At 55.6% G+C, this 24,562-nt stretch carries 22 protein-coding genes; 7 read left to right on the forward strand and 15 right to left on the reverse strand.

Features of this window, described 5'->3' with window-relative positions; genetic code table 11:
- Window positions 1-19: 19 nt before the first annotated feature.
- The 3 genes from rpoZ to RHM59_RS17565 form a co-directional block, all read right to left on the reverse strand.
- Window positions 20-283: a DNA-directed RNA polymerase subunit omega gene (gene rpoZ / locus RHM59_RS17555; RefSeq protein WP_322166676.1), complete on the reverse strand. Its 264-nt coding sequence runs from the start codon at window positions 281-283 to the stop codon at window positions 20-22.
- A gap of 191 nt (window positions 284-474) precedes the next feature.
- Window positions 475-1,095: a guanylate kinase gene (gmk, locus tag RHM59_RS17560; protein WP_322166675.1), complete on the reverse strand. Its 621-nt coding sequence runs from the start codon at window positions 1,093-1,095 to the stop codon at window positions 475-477.
- 12 nt (window positions 1,096-1,107) lie between these two features.
- On the reverse strand, window positions 1,108-1,971 hold the full coding sequence (locus RHM59_RS17565) for a YicC/YloC family endoribonuclease (RefSeq protein ID WP_322224936.1): 864 nt from the start codon (window positions 1,969-1,971) through the stop codon (window positions 1,108-1,110).
- A gap of 273 nt (window positions 1,972-2,244) precedes the next feature.
- Here RHM59_RS17565 and rph point away from each other — a divergent pair, with 273 nt between their 5' ends.
- Window positions 2,245-2,967, forward strand: a complete 723-nt coding sequence (gene rph / locus RHM59_RS17570) for a ribonuclease PH (protein WP_322166673.1) — start codon at window positions 2,245-2,247, stop codon at window positions 2,965-2,967.
- Window positions 2,968-3,075: 108 nt separating this feature from the next.
- Here the strand turns inward: rph and RHM59_RS17575 are convergent, their stop codons facing one another.
- Window positions 3,076-3,855 carry an exodeoxyribonuclease III gene (locus RHM59_RS17575; protein WP_219063057.1) on the reverse strand — a complete coding sequence of 260 codons (780 nt, stop codon included), beginning with the start codon at window positions 3,853-3,855 and terminating at the stop codon, window positions 3,076-3,078.
- Window positions 3,856-3,937: 82 nt separating this feature from the next.
- Here RHM59_RS17575 and pyrE point away from each other — a divergent pair, with 82 nt between their 5' ends.
- Window positions 3,938-4,579 carry an orotate phosphoribosyltransferase gene (pyrE, locus tag RHM59_RS17580; protein WP_322224937.1) on the forward strand — a complete coding sequence of 214 codons (642 nt, stop codon included), beginning with the start codon at window positions 3,938-3,940 and terminating at the stop codon, window positions 4,577-4,579.
- Between the two features lie 13 nt (window positions 4,580-4,592).
- Window positions 4,593-5,183: a DUF4124 domain-containing protein gene (locus RHM59_RS17585; protein WP_322166671.1), complete on the forward strand. Its 591-nt coding sequence runs from the start codon at window positions 4,593-4,595 to the stop codon at window positions 5,181-5,183.
- A gap of 217 nt (window positions 5,184-5,400) precedes the next feature.
- Here RHM59_RS17585 and RHM59_RS17590 read toward each other — a convergent pair whose 3' ends face one another.
- The 10 genes from RHM59_RS17590 to coaBC form a co-directional block, all read right to left on the reverse strand.
- Window positions 5,401-6,150: a hypothetical protein gene (locus RHM59_RS17590; RefSeq protein WP_322224938.1), complete on the reverse strand. Its 750-nt coding sequence runs from the start codon at window positions 6,148-6,150 to the stop codon at window positions 5,401-5,403.
- Between the two features lie 32 nt (window positions 6,151-6,182).
- On the reverse strand, window positions 6,183-6,932 hold the full coding sequence (locus tag RHM59_RS17595; protein ID WP_322224940.1) for a hypothetical protein: 750 nt from the start codon (window positions 6,930-6,932) through the stop codon (window positions 6,183-6,185).
- Window positions 6,933-6,964: 32 nt separating this feature from the next.
- Window positions 6,965-7,714 carry a hypothetical protein gene (locus RHM59_RS17600; protein WP_322224942.1) on the reverse strand — a complete coding sequence of 250 codons (750 nt, stop codon included), beginning with the start codon at window positions 7,712-7,714 and terminating at the stop codon, window positions 6,965-6,967.
- 2 nt (window positions 7,715-7,716) lie between these two features.
- Entirely contained in the window at window positions 7,717-11,127 is a 3,411-nt protein-coding gene (locus RHM59_RS17605; protein WP_322224944.1) for a T6SS effector BTH_I2691 family protein, read from the reverse strand.
- Window positions 11,117-11,998 (reverse strand): DUF4123 domain-containing protein, encoded by an 882-nt coding sequence (locus tag RHM59_RS17610; RefSeq protein WP_322224946.1) that lies wholly within the window; start codon window positions 11,996-11,998, stop codon window positions 11,117-11,119. Before RHM59_RS17610 ends, RHM59_RS17605 begins: the two co-directional genes overlap by 11 nt.
- Entirely contained in the window at window positions 11,995-14,079 is a 2,085-nt protein-coding gene (gene tssI, locus RHM59_RS17615; RefSeq protein WP_322224947.1) for a type VI secretion system tip protein TssI/VgrG, read from the reverse strand. The genes RHM59_RS17610 and tssI overlap by 4 nt, the downstream gene beginning before the upstream one ends.
- 196 nt (window positions 14,080-14,275) lie before the next feature.
- Window positions 14,276-15,181 (reverse strand): acetylglutamate kinase, encoded by a 906-nt coding sequence (argB, locus tag RHM59_RS17620; RefSeq protein WP_322166661.1) that lies wholly within the window; start codon window positions 15,179-15,181, stop codon window positions 14,276-14,278.
- Window positions 15,182-15,209: 28 nt separating this feature from the next.
- Window positions 15,210-17,810: a phosphomannomutase/phosphoglucomutase gene (locus RHM59_RS17625; protein ID WP_322285122.1), complete on the reverse strand. Its 2,601-nt coding sequence runs from the start codon at window positions 17,808-17,810 to the stop codon at window positions 15,210-15,212.
- A 115-nt stretch (window positions 17,811-17,925) separates the two neighbouring features.
- Window positions 17,926-18,381, reverse strand: a complete 456-nt coding sequence (dut, locus tag RHM59_RS17630; protein WP_299833822.1) for a dUTP diphosphatase — start codon at window positions 18,379-18,381, stop codon at window positions 17,926-17,928.
- A gap of 6 nt (window positions 18,382-18,387) precedes the next feature.
- Window positions 18,388-19,596: a bifunctional phosphopantothenoylcysteine decarboxylase/phosphopantothenate--cysteine ligase CoaBC gene (coaBC, locus tag RHM59_RS17635; protein WP_322184559.1), complete on the reverse strand. Its 1,209-nt coding sequence runs from the start codon at window positions 19,594-19,596 to the stop codon at window positions 18,388-18,390.
- Between the two features lie 134 nt (window positions 19,597-19,730).
- Between coaBC and radC the strand changes: the two genes are divergently transcribed.
- Entirely contained in the window at window positions 19,731-20,405 is a 675-nt protein-coding gene (gene radC, locus RHM59_RS17640; protein ID WP_322184560.1) for a RadC family protein, read from the forward strand.
- A gap of 60 nt (window positions 20,406-20,465) precedes the next feature.
- Here radC and RHM59_RS17645 read toward each other — a convergent pair whose 3' ends face one another.
- Window positions 20,466-22,055 carry an ABC transporter substrate-binding protein gene (locus tag RHM59_RS17645; protein WP_322184561.1) on the reverse strand — a complete coding sequence of 530 codons (1,590 nt, stop codon included), beginning with the start codon at window positions 22,053-22,055 and terminating at the stop codon, window positions 20,466-20,468.
- A 361-nt stretch (window positions 22,056-22,416) separates the two neighbouring features.
- Between RHM59_RS17645 and rpmB the strand changes: the two genes are divergently transcribed.
- From rpmB to RHM59_RS17660, 3 genes are all read left to right on the forward strand, one after another.
- Window positions 22,417-22,653, forward strand: coding sequence for a 50S ribosomal protein L28 (gene rpmB / locus RHM59_RS17650; RefSeq protein ID WP_219063049.1), 237 nt, complete (start codon window positions 22,417-22,419; stop codon window positions 22,651-22,653).
- An 11-nt stretch (window positions 22,654-22,664) separates the two neighbouring features.
- Window positions 22,665-22,820, forward strand: coding sequence for a 50S ribosomal protein L33 (gene rpmG, locus RHM59_RS17655; protein WP_219063048.1), 156 nt, complete (start codon window positions 22,665-22,667; stop codon window positions 22,818-22,820).
- A 210-nt stretch (window positions 22,821-23,030) separates the two neighbouring features.
- Window positions 23,031-24,524 (forward strand): aldehyde dehydrogenase, encoded by a 1,494-nt coding sequence (locus RHM59_RS17660; RefSeq protein ID WP_322285123.1) that lies wholly within the window; start codon window positions 23,031-23,033, stop codon window positions 24,522-24,524.
- Window positions 24,525-24,562: the final 38 nt, after the last annotated feature.

A 24,562-nucleotide genomic window follows, 5' to 3' on the forward strand; every position in this document is an offset into this window, starting at 1 on the left:
ACGTCGACCGGGCATAGGCTTAAACGGCCTCGTTGGACTCGTCCTCGAAGGCCGCGAACAATGGCTCATCTTCAACGATTTCGGCTTCAGCGATAACAGCGTAGCTCATCAGGCCGGCCGCGATTTCACGCAGCGCCATAACGGTAGGCTTGTCGTTTTCCCAAGGCAGCTTAGGTTCTTTACCACCGGTAGCCAGCTGACGGGCACGCTTGGTAGAGAGCATGACCAGTTCAAAGCGGTTAACGACGTGGTCTAGGCAGTCTTCAACGGTCACGCGGGCCATGGGTATTCCTCGTAGCAAATGCAGTATGCGCGGTGCCCGGATGGGCGAGCGGACTCGATAGTTTAAAAAAACACCAGCGTTTAGGGAAGGGGAAATTCATCAGCCGTTAGTTTTAGGCGGCAGGCGGCAAGTAAAAGCGCCTGAAACGCGCCCAATTTGAGGCTTGCAGCTTACCGCTTAAACCTTCCAACTCAGGCCAATAATTGGGCGAGCAATTCACTAAAACGCTGCTGTTGCGGTTTTTGGTGCAACTGATTGGCGCGGAAAATCGCTTTTAGGTCTTCGAGTGCTGTGGCGAAATCGTCGTTGATCACGATGAAATCGTATTCCACGTAATGACTCATTTCACTCACGGCTTCACGCATGCGCCCTTCGATGATCTCGTCGCTGTCTTGGCCTCGGTTGGTCAGGCGCTGGCGCAGCGCTTGTTGAGTCGGCGGCAAAATGAAAATCGAACGGGCATCGGGCATTAACTTGCGCACTTGGTCCGCGCCCTGCCAGTCGATTTCAAGAATCAGGTCATGTCCTTCATCGAGCGTTTGCTGCAAGCGGCTTTGCGAGGTGCCATACAGGTTGCCGAACACTTCGGCTTGTTCGAGAAAATCGCCGTGTTCGATCATCCGCACGAACTCGGCTCGGTCCACGAAGTGATAGTTCACGTCGTTGATTTCACCGGGGCGCATGGCCCGCGTGGTGTGCGATACAGAAACGCGAATCTGCGGCTGAGCGTCGATCAGGGCTTTGACCAGGCTGGTTTTGCCCGCGCCAGAAGGTGCAGAAACGATATAAAGGGTGCCGGTGCTGTGGGTCATGTCGGGGTTGCCTTACTCAATATTCTGCACTTGTTCACGCATCTGCTCGATCAACACTTTGAGGTTGACCGCTGCCTGAGTGCTACGCGGGTCGAAGGCTTTGGAGCCTAATGTATTGGCTTCGCGATTGAGTTCCTGCATCAGGAAGTCCAAGCGCCGGCCGGCTTGTCCACCCGTCTTCAAGACGCGGCGTACTTCAGTGACGTGCGTGGCGAGGCGATCCAACTCCTCGGCCACATCGCTTTTTTGCGCGAGCAGCACCATCTCCTGCTCTAGGCGTTGAGGGTCGAGTTCCGCCTTCATGTCGGTAAAGCGATCCATTACTTTCTGACGTTGGGTTGCGAGCATTTGCGGAACCAAGACACGCAGGGTGGCGACCTCTTCAACGATGGAGTCTAACCGTTCGTCGAGAAGTTTAGCCAAGTCGGCGCCTTCACGGCCTCGACCGGCTTTTAACTCGGTTAAGGCTTCGTTGAACAGGGCCATTGCGTCGTTGTTCAGCGCTTGCGGGTCGCTGGCATCTGCCACTAAAACCCCAGGCCAGGCCAGCACCTCCAGCGGATTCAATGGCGCGGGTTGCTGGATCAGGCTAGCGATCACTTCAGCGGCGGCGACCAATTGCGCGGCGCGCTCACGGTCGACTTGCAACGGTTTGCCAGCGGTTTCTTCGGTGAAGCGCAGCGTGCATTCAATCTTGCCCCGCGACAAGCCTTGACGCAGAGCTTCGCGCACGGCGCCTTCGAGATCACGAAACGACTCCGGCAAACGCAGATGCGGTTCTAAATAACGGTGATTCACCGAGCGCAATTCCCAGCTCAGGGTGCCTTGGGCGCCAGCCCTTTCGACTCGGGCGAAGGCTGTCATGCTGTGCACCATGGGAACGACCTCTTGATAGGAGCGGAAGAAAACTGCCGTGGGCGATGAATTGCCCAATGAATGTCATAAATAGCCGACAGGCATTGAAGGCGCGCGATTGTAGCGCAGTGCAGTGGATGCGCCCAAATTGGCGCGGTGACAACGTGCTGCGTAGCGCTGATTCTGCGTCCGCAAGCGGGTGAGAATCGGACCGGTAGCTTTTTAGAGCTGCCCACACCGGGTTGTGATCACTATAATGCTCGGCAGATTTCCGTCTCAGTACAGGTATTCCAAATGAAACGTCCAAGTGGCCGCGCTGCCGATCAGCTCCGCTCGATCCGCATCACCCGCAACTACACCAAGCACGCCGAGGGCTCTGTTTTGGTCGAGTTCGGTGACACCAAAGTGATCTGCACAGTCAGCGTCGAAAACGGTGTGCCGCGTTTCCTTAAAGGTCAGGGTCAAGGTTGGCTGACGGCTGAGTACGGCATGCTGCCGCGCGCCACTGGCGAACGCAACCAGCGTGAAGCGAGCCGTGGCAAGCAAGGCGGGCGTACCCTGGAAATCCAGCGTCTGATTGGCAGATCCCTTCGTGCGGCGCTGGACATGTCCAAGCTGGGCGACGTCACCTTGTATGTCGATTGCGATGTGATTCAGGCTGACGGCGGCACACGTACTGCTTCCATCACCGGCGCCATGGTCGCGCTGGTCGATGCCTTGAAAGTGATCAAAAAGCGTGGCGGCCTCAAAGGCGGCGACCCACTCAAGCAGATGATTGCTGCTGTATCAGTAGGCATGTATCAGGGCGAACCAGTTCTCGACCTCGACTACCTGGAAGACTCTGCTGCTGAGACCGACCTCAACGTCGTGATGACCAGCACTGGCGGCTTCATCGAAGTCCAAGGCACCGCTGAAGGCGCACCGTTCCAGCCTGAAGAGCTGAACGCCATGCTCGCCTTGGCGAATAAAGGCATGACTGAATTGTTTGAATTGCAGCGCGCAGCACTGGCTGACTGATCCGCCCCTGTAGGAGCCAACGTGTTGGCTCCTACAGAGCAATTGATACAGTGTTCTCGCCCACAAAAAAGCCGACACGAAGTCGGCTTTTATGTGGGCGACGGAACGTTAAATGGTCAACGTCCAGTCGTAATCCACGATCAATGGAGCATGCTGCGAGAAGCGAGGCTGGCGCGGTAAGCGAGCGCTGCGTACGAAGCGGCGCAGGCCTGGGGTCAGCAACTGGTAATCGAAACGCCAACCGAGGTTGAGCATCTCAGCCTGTTCGTTATCCGGCCACCAGCTGTACTGATCACCTTCGCGACTGACTTCACGCAGTGCATCGACATAACCCATGGTGCCGACAATCTCGTCCATCCAGGCGCGTTCTGGCGCCAGGAAGCCCGGAGATTGCTGACTGTCGCGCCAGTTCTTGATATCAAGCTTCTGCTGAGCAACGTACAACGAGCCACAGTAGATGTACTCACGGCGTTTGCGTCGTTGTTTGTCCAGGTAGCGAGCGAAGTCGTCCATGAGCTTGAATTTTTGATTCAAGTCTTCATCACCGTTCATCCCGGAAGGAAGCAGCAAGGTCGCAATACTGACTTTGTCGAAATCTGCTTGCAGGTAACGCCCGTAACGGTCGGCTGTTTCGAAGCCGAGCCCGCTGATTACCGCTTTCGGTTGCAACCGCGAGTAAAGCGCCACGCCACCTTGGGCAGGAACTTCAGCTTCGCAGGCATAAAGGAAATAGCCATCCAGTTGGAAGGCTGGGTCGTCCAGTTCAAAGGCGGAGGCGCGGGTGTCCTGTAGGCAGATGACGTCGGCATTCTGAGCTTGCAGCCAACTGAGCAAACCACGCTCGACTGCGGCCTGAATGCCATTTACGTTCACACTGATGATCCGCATAAATGGCCCCAAAAATCACGTGCGTGTATGATACCCGAGCTCTACCTAATTAGCTAAATCCGTGGTATTTGGGGCTTTTTTCATGCATGAGTATCAACGCGACTTCATCCGTTTTGCCATCGATCGTGGGGTTCTGCGCTTCGGTGAATTCACGCTTAAGTCCGGGCGCATCAGTCCGTATTTCTTCAATGCGGGGCTGTTCAATAGCGGTTCTGCTCTGGCGCAGCTAGGCCGTTTCTATGCCGCAGCAGTGGTCGACAGTGGTATTTCTTTCGATGTTCTGTTCGGCCCGGCGTACAAAGGAATTCCTCTGGCCGCCGCCACAGCCGTGGCGTTGGCTGAACATCACCAGCTCGATCTGCCGTGGTGTTTCAACCGTAAAGAAGCCAAGGCCCACGGTGAAGGCGGAAGCTTGGTCGGCGCGCCACTCTCCGGCAATGTGCTGATAATCGATGACGTGATCACCGCCGGTACTGCCATTCGCGAAGTCATGCAGATCATCAAAGACCAAAACGCTACGGCCGCCGGTGTACTGATCGCATTAAACCGCCAGGAACGGGGCAACGGTGCGTTGTCGGCCATTCAGGAAGTCGAACGCGACTTTGGTATTCCAGTCGTCAGCATCGTGTCGCTGAATCAAGTTCTTCAATATTTGGCCGATGATGTACAGCTTAAGCAGCATTTGCCGGCGGTTGAGGCCTATCGCGAGCAGTACGGAATCTAAGGACAGTGTTTATATGCCCAAGCTGAGCGTGTGCGGATTAGTTCTGGCGTTGTACGTTGTAGCTGGGCAGGCAGCAGAAAAGCCTCAGATTTTGTTCTATCGCTACATCGACAGCAAAGGCGGGGTCGTCCTTGATCGCCAAGGCGTTCCACCCGAGTACGTGGGCAAAGGCTATCAAGTGCTCAACGAGCGCGGGCGAGTCATGCAAGTGGTGCCCCCTGCCCCGAGCGCAGACGAATTAGTCCACCAGCGAGCCGATAAAGCCCAAGCCGATTCCGATGCTCAGTTGCTGCACCTCTACAGCAGCGTCGCCGACGTCGACCGCGCCAAAGCCCGCAAGTTGGCAGAGGTCGACGCACTGGTCGCCGTCGCCCAAGGCAATCTGCAAAACCTGAGCGCACAGCAAAGCAACCTGCAAAGCCAAGCGGCGGACCAGGAACGAGCGGGCCGCGTTGTGCCGCAAGCGTTAGTCGATCAAATGAACAGTTTGCGAGACGACCAGAACAACCTCAAGGCTGAGATTGTGCGGTATCAGGACTCACGTAAACAGGTGGACGCCAGCTTTGCGGGGGACCGGGTACGGGTGCAGAAGTTAGTGCCGTGATAACCATTGCTGCGGTTATTGGATAAGCCACCACCCGCATGAGCAACACGTAACCGCTGTAGGAGCGCGCTTGCCCGCGATCGGCCGTGCAGCAGTCGTAAAACCAGCCAATCAGTTCTTTCAGTTGAAACCAAGTCTGTCTATGGGGACCGCTTCGCGCTCCTACATTAGTTAGCGTGTATTTAAGGCAGTAACGTTTCGCTTGATAAAAAGATAGCTATTCATTACAGCCATCCCAGTGGCATTGTTCGAAGTGGGTACATGTTGGTGCATGAAATTTAGCGATTCTGATTAAGTCATCTATTTGGTCTTTGGGCACAAATGCTTCAAAGCAGACATACTGCTCTTCAAATGTCCTGCTGGGATCCCAGTGTGCTGTAAATACAACGAGCTTTCGTTTTCTATCGATGACGACCCAGTCAAGCTCTTCCCATTTAAAGTCATTGTAGCGAACTACTCTTTTCCAATTTAGAAGGGATTTGGAGGCTAGAACTGCCATGCCTCCGGGGCCTGCCAGTAGCCAGATTCCGGACGGCATGACTGCAATCAGGCAAACGACAAGGAATATGCCTATGCCCACCGTCCACCTGAAAAAGATATTGATGTTTTCAGGGATGTCAGCCCAGTAATTGGCTTGCCCGCCAACCCCAGTGATGCGCATCTTATAAACGTTTTTTTGAAGAACTACTTTTTTCCAAAAAAACAACCATATGCATATACCTAAAATAGCAAGGTCGGTCACACTAGATTCTGTTACCGCAGGTAGGCCCGTAAAGTATTCGTAGAGAATAACTCCTACGAGTAAGGAGAAAACTACAGCCATCATTATATTACCTGCCAGGGTCGGGTGCGGCAGGGCTTTGGTGGTCCATGCCATAAGCTCTTTCCCACGAAACAAAACTATTGCATTCAGCGGCATCCGACTACTTGCTTGAAAGTAGGGCTGATCCTCATCAAGCTTGTTCATGCTTTTCTTCCAATGAAGGATGACAATAATCGTTACTCATTACAGCCGTCCCAGTGACATTGTTCGAAGTGGGTGCATGTTGGCGCATGTAGTTTAGCGATTCTGATCAAGTCATCTATTTGGTCTTTGGGTGCAAATGCTTGAAAACAAACATACTGCTCTTCAAGGGTCCTGCTGGGATCCCAATGTGCTGTAAATACAACGAGTTTTCGTTTTCTATCAATGACGATCCAGTTAAGTTCTTTCCACGTAAAGTTGTCGTAGCGAATTACTTTTTTCCAATTTAGAAGGGATTTCGAGGCTAGAATTGCCATGCCGCCGGGGCCTGCCAGTAACCAGATTCCCGACGGCATGACTGCAATCATGCAAACGACAAGGAATACGCTTATACCGACCATCCACCTGAAAAAGTACTTCATGTTTTCAGGAATGTCCGCCCAGTAATTTGCTTGGCCGCCTACTTCAGTGATACGGACTTTATATACGTTTTTTTGCAGAGCACCTTTTTTCCAGAACAGCAGCCATAGGCAGAGGGCAAAAATACCGCAACCGAGAACTGGGAGGTCTCCTATGACGGCCTGGTCGCCAAAATATCCGTAAAAGACCACCCCGATGATGATAGTGCACACTACACCCATCACTATATTGATAGTCCCCACTGGATGCGGCAGCGCTTTTGTTGTCCAGACTTTAAGCTCTTTTCCTTCAAAGAGAACTATAGGGTTGTCGGGTAAATTGCTATCCGGTTGGAAGTAGGACTGATCCTCATCAGGCGTGTTCATGCTTTTCTTCCAATGGGGGATGACAAAAATCGTTACTCATTACAGCCGTCCCAGTGACATTGTTCGAAGTGGGTGCATGTTGGCGCATGTAGTTTAGCGATTCTGATCAAGTCATCTATTTGGTCTTTGGGTACAAATGCTTGAAAGCAAACATACTGCTCTTCGAAGGTCCTGCTGGGGTCCCAATGCGCTGTAAATACGACGAGTTTTCGTTTTCTATCAATGACTATCCAATCTAATTGGTCCCAAGTAAATCTAGTGTATTTTATTTCTCTTTTCCAATTTAGAAGGGATTTCGAGGCTAGAATTGCCATGCCTCCGGGGCCTGCCAGTAACCAGATTCCCGACGGCATGACTGCGATCAGGCAAACGACAAGGAATATGCCTATGCCCACCGTCCACCTGAAAAAGATATTTATGTTTTCAGGGATGTCAGCCCAGTAATTGGCTTGCCCGCCAACCTCAGTGATGCGCATCTTATAAGCGTTTTTTTGAAGAACTACTTTTTTCCAAAAAAACAACCATATGCATATACCTAAAATAGCAAGGTCGGTCACACTAGATTCTGTTACCGCAGGTAGGCCGGTAAAGTATTCGTAGAGAATAACTCCTACGAGTAAGGAGAAAACTACAGCCATCATTATATTACCTGCCAGGGTCGGGTGCGGCAGGGCCTTGGTTGTCCATGCCATAAGCTCTTTCCCTCCAAACAGAACTATTGCATTCAGCGGTGTCCGACTATCCGCTTGGAAGTAAGGTTGACTTGCTTCGATATTGTCCATGTTCATTCCGCTCCTGGTACAGCTAGAGTGGTTGCTTTTTCTCGACCGCCCAGCGTTTGAACTTGTATGCTGTTAGTATTCAAGCTGCTCACAAGTGTATCCTTCTCATCAGTAACGCCTTTCTCTTCCAACTCCAACTGGAATCGGTATCCTCTATCCCCCTCGGCTGCGGCTAGGACTTCAAGAGGGTACCAGACTTGAGCTTCAACAAACTGAGCATCCACTTCTAGTGGAACCCATGTTTGCCAGATAATGCCCGCGCTGTTCTCGAAAAGGGGGTGGTAAACATTTTCTGCCTTTGTGGGCCCGTTCTCGTTAGGCGTTTTGCCTAGTAGTGACGGGTCAATCATGTAGCCATTATCGATGAATTGTTCTTTCAACGATTTACCAAGTTTCTCAACCATACCCACGTAATACGGTTGATGGCTCGCTATCAAATTGACTTGAACCACTGATTCCTGAAGTTCTGCGGGGAGATGTAACTGCACCCACGCGCCGTTCTGAAGTGGAATCTTCTCATGACCTTGTTTATAAGAGTATCGCTCGATGAACGTGTATGTTGGTTTGACGTGAAGTGTTGGGCTCAGTTGTATCTCGAGAAAAGATCGGTACTCCTCTGTATCGCTCAATAATGTTTGAGGTAGGCGTTCTTCTGGGAAACGGGACCAAGAGCCCATACGTAACCATTGGCCTACGGCATCGCGTTTCAGGTAGTTGAGCGTGAGCGTGGTCGCAAGATAAATTAAACCCATTGCAAGCGCCGCCCATGCGGTGAATGGATTCATGGCTAGCGGCAAAAGCAATGGGCTACCAGCAACGGCAAGTAGTCCTGCACCTAATTGCAGAACCCCGATCATCGCCATTCCAAAAACTGCTCCTCGTTTAACCCACAGCAGATTTTTATCGGTCAACGAATATGTGCTTTTTATGTCATCTGAAATGTCCCAGGTCTCGGTGAGCGTCGCCACCAAAGTGAATGCACCCAATCCCACCAGTCGAGCACCGAAACCACGTATGAGCGTTCCCCACCCTGGTTTTACATTTTTCCAGTAACTAGCAGGCTTGTCTGTGATTCCAAAAGTTTCTCCATGAACAACCGTACTCAAATCCTTCATCACCCCCCACTTCGTCTCCACAAACAATCCCATCAACGCACTGCCGGTGTACGCCGCCGCCGATGTCAGCTTCACCCAGTCTTTCTCACTCAACTCCCCATCTTTCGACAAATCGCGATAAACCAGCGCGGTATTAATCAAGTTGGAAATGATCACGGCGTAGGTAAACGCTCCAGCGTTGAGGCCGCGTTTTTCGCTCCAGGCGCGGACTCCGTTGAGCCAATTATCGGCAGCGAGGCCGCCGCGGGCGAGGGAGGAAGCGATGCCTTCCTGGATGGATTTGAGGTACGGCGAATGTTCGAACTCAAACAACAGCGGTAGTTTTAGAGCATGGACTTTGAGGGCGTTGTCCGCGTCAGCCACGGCGCGGCCCAGGCTGCGGGCGTTGTAGGTGTCGCGTTGGTAGGTGAAGCGATACTGGGCGCCGTTTAACCCAGCGCGTAATTGGTTCATCTCCTGTTTCCACTGCATGAGGCGTTTGGCAAAGTCAGGGACGGACTTGAGTACATTGGGATGTCCCATCAGGAAATTGCCGATGGCCAGGTTGCGCAGCAGGGCGCCCAAGTGCGGACTTTTCCCACTGGCCAATCGGCTGTCCGCAGCCAATAAGGCGAGCAGGGTTTTCTCCAGAACGTTTTTGCCAGCGCCTTTGACCAGATCGCCCATGGCCTTGAAGGTGTTTTGAATCGGCTCGCTCAGGGCCTTCATCCAGGGGTGGTTGGCGATGGCGTCGTGGCCCAACAACGCGTTCAGTTCGCTGGCACGACTGAACAGCCCATTGATATCGTTATGGTCTTGGATCAGGTCGTTAACTTGCGCATCGAAAGCGGCTTTCAGGCCGACGGAAAATCCGAAGCGGGCGACGCCGAACAGCGATTTGGCGTGCAGTTCTTCTTCCATCATCCAGTGCGAGGTCGTCAGGTCTTGGCCGAGGATTTCCAGCAGGCCCGCGATAAGGCTTTGCAGGTAAAGCAGGCTGTCGGGGTGGGTGGTGTCAACGAACAGTTTTAGCGGTTCGGTGCCGATGTGCTCGGCCCACGTCCTTAGGTCGTGCTGGGTTTTTGAGAGCTGCTGGCGCAGGGCATCACGCCGGGGCTGCTGGGTTTCGGCAAAGCTGCGTGCCGCGACATGATCGGCTTGCAGGCGCCACTTTTGCCGGTTCTCCCAACTTTCGCGCAGCTTGGGGTCGGGCCGGCTGTGATATTTCGAGTAGATCTGATTGCCGATTTCGGTGGACGGCAGGGCGTTCAATCCAAGGATCAAGCCGGTGCCGGGGGTCATTGCACCGGAGTCTTCCTCAACTTTGAGTTGTTCGAAGTATTTTTCAGCCAGGGCGACGTATTCCCGGGTCGCGCTTTCATCCTTGAGCACCGACTTTGGAAGCATTGATCGATCGCTGCCGGCGCCGCACAGTTGCTCGACAATCCCGGCAATACCAAGCTTGTGCTCGTGCTCGTCCTGCCATTCCTGAAGGGCGGCTTGGTCGGCAGCCAGTTGCATGCCGAGGTCTTCCATCACCGCCAAGGGGTCGTTGAGAGCGATAAGCACTGAACTGAATTTGTCGTCGACGGTGCCGGTCCAGAGCACGTCGGCGGCCAGTGGTACCGCGTGTCGGGTTTCACCGAGGCCGCCGATGGCCTTGGGTGGATGGGCCGAATCGGCAAAACGACCGTCGTCGGCAATCGGCCAGGCATCGATGTCCGCTACAGCTTTCTTCGCCAATTGCATCAACGGCAGGGCGTGGGGCACAGACAGGCTGCCGCTGTATTCTTTCAGGTCCAGCGCCTGCATCCACTGTGCACGATCCTTGGCGTGGGAACGCAGATGCTCACACGTGCGCCATGTCCATTGCTGTGGTGAAAAGGCGATGTACAGTTGATGGCTGCGCGGGTAAAGCAAGTGTGTCTGGCAAACGCCTCTGTTTGAATTAGAACGTTGATCCAAACCGATCTCGGACTCGTCCCAAAGGATGCGGGTGAGGAGGGCGGTGACCGCCGAATACGAGTACTCGTGCAGGGTGTTGGCGGTTTCATCAAAGACATAGACATAACCCTCGCGCAGTTGGCGCAGGGTGTAGGTGCGGGTTTTCAACGGGGGTAGAAAGGCCCATTTACCGCGTGGGCTCAGCGGGGTGAGCGCGGCGGGATCGACGTCGTAATGCGAGCGATCCAAGGCGTAGCGCATCGGCACGATAGCGATTTCAGCGTTTTTGAACGGGCATGACGCTTTGGTCGCCGCTGGCGTATCCGTGAACAGAGCGTCGCGCCGTTCTTGCAGGGTGCCGGTTTTAGCGAACATGAATGAAGTCCCTGTGCATATGGCGAAAAATGTCGAATGCTTTAATGCGCAACTCGGGTGACAGGCGCGGATGTTCGGGGTCGCGGTCAAGCCAGGTTTGATAGCGGCCGTCCCTTTGATCGGCAAAGTCGGAGCCCGCATCCAGGCTTATTTCGGCCCAAATGATCAGTCCACGTTCGGTAAACAAACCCCAGGCAAGCCCGCTATCGATCGTTGATTGCATCCAGTCCGATGTTTGCTGACTGTTCATGGCTGCAAAAGAGTCGGGGCGGCGGCTGTTTAACCACTGGTAAAAACGTTCCTCCAACTGCCAGCGTTGCGCCCGTGCAAGCGCTGCCAGCTGTGGATGGTCGAGAAAGGCAAATTCCGGGGTCCAGGAAGATTCGGCGTCAACTCGGCTAAACCTCTGCCAGGAACTTGGAGACGGTTCTTGCCAGCGGTGTGTCGGACGGCCTACCCACCAGTGTTCGATAGGCCCTAGCCGCTCAGCCAGTTGTGCGTCCGAGAAGCTCGACAGCCAAAAAATCGCGACCAAGGGATCGGAAAACCGCAGTAAGCCGTTGCCGCCCCATGCGTCGGGCGGGCAGATGAAGTGCCGCAGATGGTTGGCCACGACGTGCAGCGGCTTCGTGCTGTACAGCAACGTTGAATCTTGTTGCTTGCGAGGTTCATTGAGCCATTGCGAAACGTGCGGGCTGTCCGCGTCGAGCTGGATCAGAATCGGTCCCTGGTCATGCAGTTCACTCCAGCGGGTTCCCATGTACAGCGGATTGGCCCGCGTGGATTGATCGTCCTTGAGTAACTCAACCAGCGCGCCGGGACGTAGCGCTCCATCGATCAGCAGGTAGTTGGCATGCTCAGGGCTGCTCATGGGGCTTTGTCCTGTTCCATTTCACAGACTTCGCAATGGGCAGGTGCTTGCTCCAAGAGCTGCTCGATGGCCGGCGCTGAAATCGGCGTGACAGGCGGGATAACGGCGGCGCCCAGAGCCTCTACGCCCTCGGGTGGCAGTGGCATCGAAGGAGTTCCCGGCAGCGGCGCACCGCCCAGCAAAATGGGTACGCTGGAAAAGATGCCCGCAGGGCTGAGGAAAAGATGCTGGCCGCCTGCTGTCAGCGTCAGCGTCATACCGGCATCGATGATCAGGTTGACGCCTGCCTTGAGATGCACTTCTTGGCCAGCTTCTACAGACACCCCTTCGGTAACTTGGGTATGGCTGGACCCCGCCACCTGCAAATGATCCCCCGCTGACAGTTGCACCTTGCGGTCGCCGCTGACGGCTTGATGGTGCTCAGCCTCCAGCACTGAAACACTGTTGCCTTTGATGGTTTCCAGCCGCTGACCGCGCACCTCAAGACGGCTGTCGTTCTGGATCAGTTGCTCCATGTCACGTTGGGCGCGCAGGTAAACCAACTCAGCGCCGTTACGGTCTTCGAAGGCGACTTCGTTGAAGCCCTGGCTTGCCTTGGAGCTGCGACTGCGGAACACGCTTTTGGTCTTGTTCGCCGGCAGCTCATAAGGCACCGGATTCAGACTGTTCGGCAAACAGCCCATGATAATCGGCCGATCCGCGTCGCCTTCCAAATAAGAAATCAGCACTTCCATGCCGACCCGAGGCAAGGTCACGGCGCCATGACTGTTGCCCGCCCAACTCGACGCCACCCGCACCCAGCAGCTGGTGGTTTCGTCATTCAGCTCGCGGCGGTCCCAGTGAAACTTGACCTTCACCCGACCGAATTTATCGCAGTGGATTTCTTCGCCTTCCGGGCCAGTGACTTTGGCGGTTTGGGTGCTGTGGATCAGTGGTTTGGGGTGGCGCAAGGCAGGGCGAAACTGGATGGTTTCTGGGATGGCGGTGAAGGAATTCCGATAACCCTGAGCGATTTTTCCGGCGGCGACCGGGGCGTCGGCGCCCAATTCTTCCAACACCTGCGGCTGGCGGCCTTCGTGTTTGATCGAAATCAGCACCCACGGGTTATTCCATTTCAGCTGCGGGTGTTCTTCCAGCTGGATCACCGTCCCGCTGCGCAACACCGGGTGATCGCTGCCGCCGTCGGCCAGTTGGAAATCCGTGCGGTGCCGTTCCAGGTCTCGGTTGGATAATCGTCTGCCGTGATCGTCCTCCAGAAAGCGGCCGGGATACACGTAGTGCTCAAGCTTGGGATCGACATGCAGGGCCTCACCCCTTTGGGCTTGGGCTTGCGTCAGCGAAGGTTGTCTCGAACTTTCCAGCAAATAACCGGCTTTCTGGAAATCGTAATCGCGATGCACCACGTGGCTGGTGCGCGCCGCTAAGCGCACGCCGAAGTTATTTATCGAATACTCGTCGGGCACCATGCCGTTCAACGGTTTGAACGGCAGCGTCCGCCGCGCCGCGTGGGGAAACATTATTTCGTCATCGGCGAAAATCAACCGATGGCCGTCAGCCGAATGCTCGAAGCGATAGAACCAACCGTCTTCTTCGCACAGCCGATTGACGAAGTGCAGGTCGCTTTCGTCGTACTGAACGCAATAGTCACGGATCGGAGCGCGGGTCACGTCACCGTTGAATTGCACATCCAGGCCGTCAAACAGGCCGTGTTCTTTCAGCACTTCAAGAATGATCGCCGGCACGCTCATCTGCTGGAACGAGCGGCGGTGGCTGCTGTGTTCCAAGGACGCGAGAGAGGGTTTGAGCACCGCGACGTAGTGGGTCAGCCGGGCATTGGAATCGCTTTTGTGGATGGAGTGAATCTGCCCGTGAATGCCTTCGCCGTTCGGGCCGAAACCGAGAAAAGCCGCCTTGTGCAGCAGGTCCGACAGCTCAATACCAGACGACCGACTGACCAGTTCGACGGTGATGGCGTACGGCGTGCTGACGGCTTCGGTGCCATCAAATGCGAGGACTTGAAAATGGCGGGGTTCAACACCTTTCACATTCAGCGTGAAGGTTGGGACGGCGGCCTGAGGCATTGGCAGATTCTCCACATCAAAAGATGCGGTAACTCTGCAGGACTGGGCCTTTAACGACTATCGGGCGGAGCTAACACGTTGCGTAGGACGCATCCCGTGCGCTGGTAGGGTTCGTCCTACGGCTTTGTCCTTGCAATAAAAAAGCCCCGTCCGGCATAACCCGGACGGGGCTTTTGATTTCCAACCGACTAACCCATCAATGACGCTTGCGATTGGTAATCTGAGTACCCACGCCGCTGTCGGTAAAGATCTCCAGCAGCACGGCATTCGGCACGCGGCCGTCGATGATGTGGGAGCTGTTGACCCCGCCCTGAACCGCTTCCAACGCACAGCGAATCTTGGGCAGCATGCCGCCGTAGATGGTGCCGTCGGCGATCAGGCCGTCCACTTGTTCGGTGGTCAGTCCGGTCAGCACATCGCCTTGTTTGTTCATCAAGCCTGCGATGTTGGTCAGCAAAATCAGCTTTTCGGCCTTGAGGGCTTCGGCTACTTTTCCTGCTACCAAATCAGCATTGATGTTGTAGGACTCGCCCTGAGGGCCGACGCCAATCGGTGCGATGACCGGGATGAAATCACCTTTGACCAGCATGTTCAGCAGGTCGGTATTGACCCCGACCACTTCGCCGACCTGGCCGATGTCGATGATTTCTGGCTTGGTCATGTCGGGGGTCTGCCGGGTGACCGTCAGTTTCCGCGCACGAATCAGCTCAGCGTCTTTGCCGGTCAGGCCGATGGCGCTGCCGCCATGGCGGTTGATCAGGTTAACGATGTCTTTGTTGACTTGGCCGCCCAGCACCATCTCCACCACGTCCATGGTTTGCGCATCGGTCACACGCATACCGTCGATGAAGTGGCTTTCGATCGACAGCCGCTTGAGCAGGTCGCCGATTTGCGGGCCGCCGCCGTGAACCACTACCGGGTTGATACCGACTGCTTTCATCAGCACGATATCGCGCGCAAAGCCGGTTTTCAGCTCGTCGCTTTCCATGGCGTTGCCGCCGTATTTGATCACCAGCGTTTTGCCGACGAATCGGCGAATGTAAGGCAACGCTTCGGACAAAACCTTGGCAACGTTGGCAGCGGCATCACGTTCGAGGGTCATTCAGGGCTCCAGTGAAACTTAGGGTCGGTCAAAACGGTAGTTCGAGATCAGGTGCGACGTTTTTCAGTTGGGCATGAAACACATCTTTGATGCGTTGCAGCTCAGCTTCAGTATCGGCTTCGAAGCGCAAAACCAATACCGGTGTGGTGTTCGAAGCACGAACCAGACCCCAGCCTTTCGGGTAATCAACACGAACGCCGTCGATGCTGGTCAGCTTGGCTTCTTGCCCCCACTGCGCGTCGCGTTGCAAGGTTTCGATGATGCTGAACTTGGTCAGGTCAGTCACATCGATATTGATTTCAGGGGTAGAAATGTCGTTCGGAAAGGTGGCGAACACTTCGTCAGCGGTGCCTTTTTCCTGGCTGAGAATTTCCAGCAGGCGTGCAGCGCTGTAAATGCCGTCGTCAAAACCGAACCAACGTTCTTTGAAAAAGATGTGGCCGCTCATTTCGCCGGCCAACAATGCGCCGCTTTCGCGCATTTTCTTTTTGATCAGCGAGTGACCCGTTTTCCACATCACCGGGCGGCCGCCGTATTCAAGAATCAGCGGCGTGAGGCGGCGCGTGCATTTGACGTCGAAAATGATGTCGGCGCCTGGGTTGCGGGAGACCACATCCTTGGCAAACAGCATCAGCAAGCGGTCAGGGAACACGATGGCGCCGGTATTGGTTACCACCCCAACGCGATCACCGTCACCATCGAACGCCAGACCCAGATCGGCCCCGGTTTCCTTGACCTTGGCGATCAAGTCGACAAGGTTTTCCGGTTTGCCTGGATCGGGGTGATGGTTCGGGAAGTTGCCATCGACGTCACAAAACAGTGGGATGACTTCGCAATTCAGAGCTTCGATCAACTGCGGTGCGATGACGCCTGCCGCGCCGTTACCGCAATCGACCACGACTTTCATGCGCCGGGCGAGGACCACGTCCTTGGTGATTTCCTTGAAGTAAGACTCAAGAATTTCAACCTTCTCGACGTTACCTTTGCCCGTGGTCAGGTCATTGGTTTTCAGGCGGGTGTGCAGCGCCTGTATCTGTTCGTTGGCCAGAGTGTCGCCAGCGATGACGATCTTGAAGCCGTTGTAGTTCGATGGGTTATGGCTACCAGTCAGCATGACGCCCGATTTACCGGCCAATACGTTAGCGGCGTAGTAAAGGGCTGGAGTCGGAACGAGTCCGACGTCGCTGACGTGGCATCCACTGTCAAACAACCCCTGAATCAGTTGCTGGACCAACTCAGGTCCGGACAAGCGGCCATCGCGGCCTACGGACACGTGTGGTTCATTCTTGGCCAGACTTTCTGAGCCGATTGCGCGACCGATCCAGTAAGCCGTTTGTGCACTAAGGGTTTCACCGATGACACCGCGAATGTCGTACGCGCGGAAAATGCTGTCAGGGAATGCAGGTGCTACGGTATCTGGGCTGCTCATGATCTGGGGGTGCTCCATTCTCAGGAAATCCTGGTTTTCGTCGAGGATGTCGATATCGAGAATATCGGTATCTTGAAACAGCGGATCAACCCACTCGGCATGCTGGGCGTCGGGATGTATCGCCGCTGCGGCACTGGTTGTGTCGAAGCTGGCCTTGCCACTTGACATCCCTTGGGCGGCACTCACCACCACGGGAGGTGCGCTGCGCATTGAAAATCGAGCCAGGCTTTGTGCCAGGCCGTTCAGCGCTGGAAGACTCAAGCCGAAGGCTTTGACGGCTTTTCCGCCCGAGAGTTCTTGAAGCAACTGATCCAGCTGTCGCGCATCTGCACTAATACGCCGTTGCAACACACGTTCATTGAGGAATAGCCCAAACACTGCGCCGACAAACGCAAGCAATACTGCCAAGCCCATGACTAACCACGGCGTTCCTGAGTTGAGTGCCGGGCCCGGGGAAAACTCGAGTTTCCAGTTAGCCTGGCCGGTGTCGAATGTTTGTGCCAAGCCAGACGCTTGACCGCGCAACAGCAACACTTGTGCCGGGCTGGAACCGAACTGCTGCGTTACTTTCACTTCGCCAACACCCGCTGGGAGCAGTGGCAAAGCATCCAATACCCGTTGCAGATCGAATGCCAGCAGCAACGTTCCGATGACAGGTGCGGTAGGGTTGGCGCGAAGGGGGGCGGCACTGTAAACCAACCACCGATCACCTATTTTGCGCGCCTCGGGTGATGGAGTCTGGCCTTGGGCGGCTTTGTTAAGCATGTCCAGCGTAGCGAAGCTCACCGGCACCGGACCTTGGGCATTTACCTCGGTCAAGCCGATATGATTCAGTCGGGCCCCGATCACACTGCTACGAAAGCCTAGCTGGGTTTGGGCGTTGCTGATGGCCCCGGCATCGTTGCTTTGCAGTGCCTGAATCAATGCGCCATCAAGCGCTGCGGCCTGGGTTTCTGCGTTCAACTGCTTGAGCGCCATACCAACGGCTGCGGCCTGACTGGAGCCCCAGGCTTCACCCAGCTGAGGTTGCTGCTGCGAATGGTTGGCAAGCGCCCACCACAGCAGTGCGCTGGCAGCGACCAAGCCAATGACCACCGAGATCAGTCCCGGTGAAAAAACCCGTTGGCGAGCACCTAACGGTTGATCGTTGACGGGTTTGGAGGTACCGCTTGCTGTGGCCTTACCGTTAAAACCCTTCAAATAACCTCTCCCCGATATTCATCCTGAACGGCAATGCGTGGTTCCTGATCCGCTTATCGCGCAGTGCGAACTTCAAACGGTCGGGTCAGGTTTATATGGTTATTTGGCAGGCTGTTCAGTGGCTGCCGGAATGTCCGAAGCCGCCAGCGCCGCGCTGGCTCTCGTCAAATTCTTCCACCAGCTCGAAGTGTGCCTGGACGACCGGCACCAACACTAACTGCGCAAGACGCTCGCCGACGGACATCTTGAAAGCGGTTTGGCCGCGATTCCAGCAGGAAACCATGAGTTCACCTTGGTAATCGGAGTCGATCAAACCGACCAGATTGCCCAGCACAATGCCGTGTTTATGACCCAGGCCAGAGCGCGGCAAAATTAGCGCTGCCAAGCCAGGATCGCCAATGTAGATCGACAGGCCGGTGGGGATCAGTAGCGTCTGGCCCGGTTCGATGACGGTATCTTCCTTCAGCATGGCGCGTAGATCGAGACCAGCGGAACCCGTGGTGGCGTAGGCCGGAAGAGGGAATTCGCTGCCAATGCGAGGGTCAAGGATTTTGGCTTGTAAGGCGTGCATACGTGATTAAACCTGGTTCAGACGGTCGGCAATGAAGGTGATCAGCTGGCGGGCAATTTTGCCCTTGCTAGTCTGGGCAAAAACAGTTTCGTGCAGCGCTCGGTCAATGACGCTGCAAGCATTTTCTTCGCTGTTGAAACCGATGCTGGGGTTGGCAACATCGTTGGCGACGATCAGATCAAGGTTTTTGTCCTTGAGCTTGCGAGCGGCATAGTCGAGCAAGTGTTCGGTTTCGGCAGCAAAGCCGACACTGAAAGGTCGGTCCGGGCGGCCAGCAATGGTCGCGAGAATGTCTGGGTTGCGGACCATCTGCAACAGCAGCCCGTCACCATTGGTGGGGTCTTTCTTGAGTTTGTGTGGGGCAACGACTTCCGGCCGGTAATCCGCCACGGCGGCAGAGGCGATGAACAGGTCGCAGGGGATTGCCGCTTCGCAGGCCGCGAGCATGTCACGAGCGCTGACCACGTCAATTCGGGTGACACGGTCCGGCGTTTGCAGGTTCACCGGTCCGGTAATCAGCGTCACGCGGGCGCCGGCTTCCACGGCCGCTTCGGCCAAGGCGAAACCCATCTTCCCTGAGCTGTGGTTGGTGATGTAACGCACCGGGTCGATGTTTTCCTGGGTTGGGCCGGCCGTGATCAACACGTGTTTGCCGGTCAACGATTCGCGCCGAAAACATTCTGCGGCACACAGTGCGAGGTCGTTGGCTTCGAGCATCCGGCCAAAACCGACGTCACCGCAGGCTTGGCTGCCCGAGGCAGGTCCGAACATGCGCATGCCACGCTCTTCCAGCAACCGGGTGTTGGCCTGGGTGGCCGGGTCGCGCCACATCGCCTGATTCATCGCCGGTGCCAACGCCACCGGGGCGTCGGTGGCTAGCACGACGGTGGTCAACAAGTCGTTGGCCAGGCCTTGGGCCAGGCGCGCAATCAAGTCCGCCGTTGCGGGGGCGATCAGCACTAAGTCAGCCCATTTCGCCAGTTCGATATGACCCATTGCGGCCTCAGCGGCCGGGTCGAGCAAGTCCATGTGCACGGGATTACCGGACAAAGCCTGCATAGTCAGAGGGGTGATGAACTCACTGCCGCCGCGGGTCATGACAACACGCACTTCCGCGCCCTGATCGAGTAACCGACGGACTAGCTCTGCGCTCTTGTAGGCAGCAATGCCGCCGCCGACGCCTAGAACAATGCGTTTCCGATACAGCCGTTGCATAGGCCTGCCTTTTTAGTCAAGTGATCGCAACGGCAATGACGCCTCCCCAGGCCAGGTCACCGCGCAAAAAAAGATGGGCTAAGATAGCACAGCGACCGCACCGGAACAGCGGGGCCCACACACATGGAGGTGCTATGAGTATTCGAGATTGGCCTGTGGCTGAACGCCCACGGGAGAAGCTGCTTGAACAGGGTTCGGCGAGTCTTTCTGATGCCGAACTGTTGGCGATATTTTTACGCACTGGCGTGACCGGAAAAAGCGCTGTGGACCTTGCCCGACACTTGTTGAAGCAATTCGGGAGCTTGAGAGCGTTACTGGAAGCGGACCTTAAAACCTTCAGCCAGGAGCTGGGATTGGGGCCCGCCAAGTTCGCGCAGTTACAAGCGGTGATAGAAATGTCTCGCAGGCACATGGCTGAGCGCTTGAAGCGCGACCCAAGCCTGCACAATCCTGGTGAGGTGCGCGAATACCTCAAGGCCATGCTCAGGCACGAGCCGCACGAAGTGTTCGGGTGTCTGTTTCTCGACGCCAAGCACCGGGTTCTGGCCTTTGAGGTGCTGTTTCACGGCTCTATTCGCTGTGCTGAGGTGCATCCGCGACAGGTGGTCAAACGCTCTTTGGCGAACAACGCGGCGGCGGTCATTTTGTGTCACAACCATCCGTCAGGTATCACTGATCCGAGCCCAGCAGATCAAAACCTGACGGTTCTTTTGAAAGACGCGCTGAGCTTGATCGACGTTCAAGTGCTGGATCATTTCATCATCGGCGACGGTGACCCTCTGTCCATGGCGGAAGCCGGCTTGATGTGATCGGCGTAGGCCGCGCTGGCCTGGCGCGGCGCGGCCTGGGCATCACAACGGTCTAGTAAATTACTTCAACGTGACGTGGGAAAAATCTTGGCGTCCGAACGGACTGACCTGATAGCCCTGTACGTTTTTTCGCGTTAGCGCCGCCGCGGTTGGGTGTGCCAACGGCAGCCAAAGTGCTTGTTGCTGGATTTGCGCCTGCGCTTGCTCATACAGCGCGCTGCGTTTTGCCTGGTCGCTGCCCGCTTTGCCGTCGCTGATCAGCGTGTCCAGAGTCTTATCGCAATAGCGGGCAAAATTGGTCCCGGATGTCACAGCTGCGCATGAAAATTGCGGGCTCAGGAAGTTGTCCGGATCGCCGTTATCGCCTGCCCACCCCATAAACAGCAGGTCATGCTCGCCGGCCTTGGCGCGACGAATCAGTTCGCCCCACTCAATCACTTTAATCTCGGCAGTGATTCCGACTTTGGCCAAGTCATCTTGTAACAATTGTGCGCCGAGACTCGGGTTCGGGTTCAACAAGCTGCCCGAAGGCCGCGTCCAGATCGTGGTTTTGAAACCGTCCTTGAGTCCAACTTTAGCCAGCAGCTCGCGAGCCTTGGCAGGGTCGTAGGCGTAACCGGGCAAGTCTTTGGCGTAACTCCAGGTGTTAGGGGGGTAAATACCGTTGGCGGCTTTGGCGGTGCCTTGGAACACGGCTTTAAGGTATGTCTCTTTGTCGAACGCCAAATTGATTGCCTGACGGACTTCCGGTTTATCCAGCGGCGGGTGTTGGGTGTTGATGGCCACGAAAGCGGTCATGAACGCCGCGTTCTCCTCCACGTTCAACTTGGGGTCGGTCCGGGCGGCTTGAATATCAAGTGGCTTGGGCGATAGAGCGATCTGGCATTCGTTCTGGCGAATTTTCTGCAGGCGAACGTTGGCGTCCGGGGTAATCGCGAAGACCAGTGCGTCAACGCCGGGCTTGCCGCCAAAGTAGTCCGGGTTAGCGGCATATCGCACCACAGCGTCTCGCTGGAAGCGCTTGAAGACGAAAGGACCGGTACCGATGGGCTCGCTGTTGAGTTTTTCCGGCGTGCCCGCCTTGAGCAGTTGTGCGGTGTACTCGGCGGAGTAGATCGAAGCAAAGCCCATGCTCAGTGTTGCCAGAAACGTTGAGTCCGAGTGGTCGAGGGTAAAGCGCACCGTATGTGCGTCAGGCGCGTCGATGCGCTTGATCAACGCTGGCAGTTGCATCGATTGGGCGTGAGGAAAGCCGCTTTGAGCGATTTTGTGCCATGGGTTAGTTGGATCAAGCATGCGTTGAAAGCTGAACAGTACGTCGTCGGCCGTCAGCTCGCGGGTCGGATTGAAATAATCGGTGTGGTGAAATTTAACGCCGGAGCGTAATTTGAATGTGTACGTCAGGCCGTCAGCGGAGATGTTCCACTGTTCGGCCAAGCTGGGTACCACCTTGCCGTTTTGTGCGTCGAACTCTACCAGGCGGTTCATCAGCACATCGGCTGACGCGTTGGTGGTGGTCAGCGAGTTGTATTGCACCACGTCAAAGCCTTCAGGGCTGGCTTCAGTGCAAACGCTAAGCAGCGTCTCAGCTTGAGCCCATAAAGGGCACAGCAAAGGGGCAAGTAGAAGGGGTAAGGCAGCAAGGCGCATGGCTATATTCCTGTCAGAAAAGGCCCCATCTGCAGGCGCAGTCTGGTGAGGGACTTACCCTAGACTATGCGTCGACGCAGGACAATCCGTCTAGGTCGACGAGCGGTAGATTTCCTGCAATGGCCTGTACCGACTACGTTTTCAGCCAGCAAACAGGCAGGACGGAAAAGGTATTTCGCATGTGTTGTTGTTGCATCGCAGGGTTTCTGATATAAAGCAGCGCTCTTTTCTAGGGGCCCGGTTCCTTCGTTTGTAGGTGTAGCCGGTAAGACCCCTAAAGAAACGCGGCGCCTGGCGCCAACTGAGAGATTAAGCGGCCAACCCATGCCGGGTTGGGCATGTGGTTTTAGAGGGCTGAGGCATGTCGAGAGTATGTCAAGTTACCGGTAAGGGTCCGGTAACTGGGAATAACATTTCCCACGCAAACAACAAAACCCGTCGTCGTTTCCTGCCGAACCTGCAGCATCACCGCTTCTGGGTCGAGTCCGAGAATCGTTTCGTGCGTCTGCGCGTATCTGCCAAAGGCATGCGTATCATCGACAAGCGTGGCATTGATGTCATTCTTCTCGAAATCCGCGCCAATGGCGCTAAGGTCTAAGGGAGAAAGTCATGCGTGAATTGATCCGTTTGGTGTCGAGCGCTAACACAGGCCACTTCTACACCACCGATAAGAACAAGCGCACTACTCCGGATAAAATCGAAATCAAAAAATTCGATCCGGTAGCTCGCAAGCACGTGATCTACAAAGAAGCCAAAATCAAGTAATTGATTTTTACTTCTTTACGAAGAAGCCCGCCTGAGAAGGCGGGCTTTTTTGTGCCTGAATTTCGAGTTTATGTTGAATAAAATGAACAACAGGCTGCCGTTTACCCCCAAGTGTCAAATATATTGGAAATACTCCGCTGACTTGGTTTAGGGTGGCAACTGCCTTGGCTGACGCCATCCGTATTCAAAATACAACAGGAGGACACTCGAATGACCACCCTGACTCGTGCTGACTGGGAACAACGCGCTCGCGATTTGAAGATCGAAGGCCGCGCCTACATCAATGGCGAATACACCGCCGCCGTTTCCAGCGCTACTTTCGAATGCATCAGCCCGGTCGATGGCCGCCTCCTGGCACACGTCGCCAGCTGTGACGCCGCAGATGCCCAGCGTGCCGTTGACAGCGCCCGTGCAACGTTCAATTCCGGTGTGTGGTCGCGACTGGCGCCGGTAAAACGCAAAGTGGCAATGATCCGCTTTGCCGCCCTGTTGAATGAGCACGTTGAGGAGCTGGCGTTGCTTGAAACCCTCGACATGGGCAAGCCGATCAATGATGCGCTGACCATCGATATCCCCGCCGCCGCTCAGGCGCTGAGCTGGAGCGGTGAAGCGATCGATAAGATTTATGACGAAGTCGCCGCGACGCCCCACGATCAATTGGGTCTGGTGACGCGTGAGCCGATTGGTGTCGTCGTGGCCATCGTGCCGTGGAATTTCCCGTTGTTGATGGCCTGCTGGAAACTCGGCCCGGCGCTGTCCAGTGGTAACTCGGTGATCCTCAAGCCCTCGGAAAAATCCCCACTGACCGCCATTCGCGTCGCTCAACTGGCGGTTGAAGCCGGTATCCCAGCGGGCGTGCTCAACGTAGTGCCCGGTTATGGCCACACGGTGGGCAAGGCGTTGGCATTGCACATGGATGTCGACACGCTGGTGTTCACTGGCTCCACGCGAACTGCCAAGCAACTGCTGATCTATTCGGGCGAGTCGAATATGAAGCGGGTGTGGCTGGAGGCGGGCGGCAAAAGCCCCAACATTGTCTTCGCCGACGCGCCGGACTTGAAAGCTGCGGCCGAATCGGCGGCTGGCGCCATCGCGTTCAATCAGGGCGAAGTCTGCACCGCCGGTTCGCGCCTACTGGTGGAGCGTTCGATCAAGGACCAGTTTCTGCCGTTGGTGATCGAAGCACTGAAAGCCTGGAAACCGGGTAATCCGCTGGACCCGGAAACCACCGTCGGGGCGTTAGTCGATACGCAGCAGATGAATACCGTGCTGTCGTACATCGAGTCCGGGCATGCCGATGGCGCCAAGCTGGTCGCGGGCGGCAAGCGTATTTTGCAGGAAACTGGCGGCACTTACGTCGAGCCGACCATTTTTGACGGCGTGAGCAACGCGATGAAAATCGCTCAGGAAGAAATTTTCGGTCCGGTGCTGTCGGTGATTGCCTTCGACACCGTTGAAGAGGCCATCCAGATTGCCAACGACACGCCGTATGGCCTGGCTGCGGGGGTCTGGACCTCCAACCTGTCGAAAGCTCACCTGACCGCCAAGGCACTGCGAGCCGGCAGTGTGTGGGTCAATCAATACGATGGCGGCGACATGACGGCGCCGTTTGGTGGCTTCAAACAGTCGGGCAATGGCCGGGATAAATCCCTGCATGCGTTCGACAAGTACACCGAATTGAAAGCGACCTGGATCAAGTTGTAATCCTCCAAACCGAGTCGGTTTCTTCGCGGATGAATTCG

It is taken from the genome of Pseudomonas sp. MH10 (genome assembly GCF_034353045.1).
Classification (GTDB): Bacteria; Pseudomonadota; Gammaproteobacteria; order Pseudomonadales; family Pseudomonadaceae; genus Aquipseudomonas.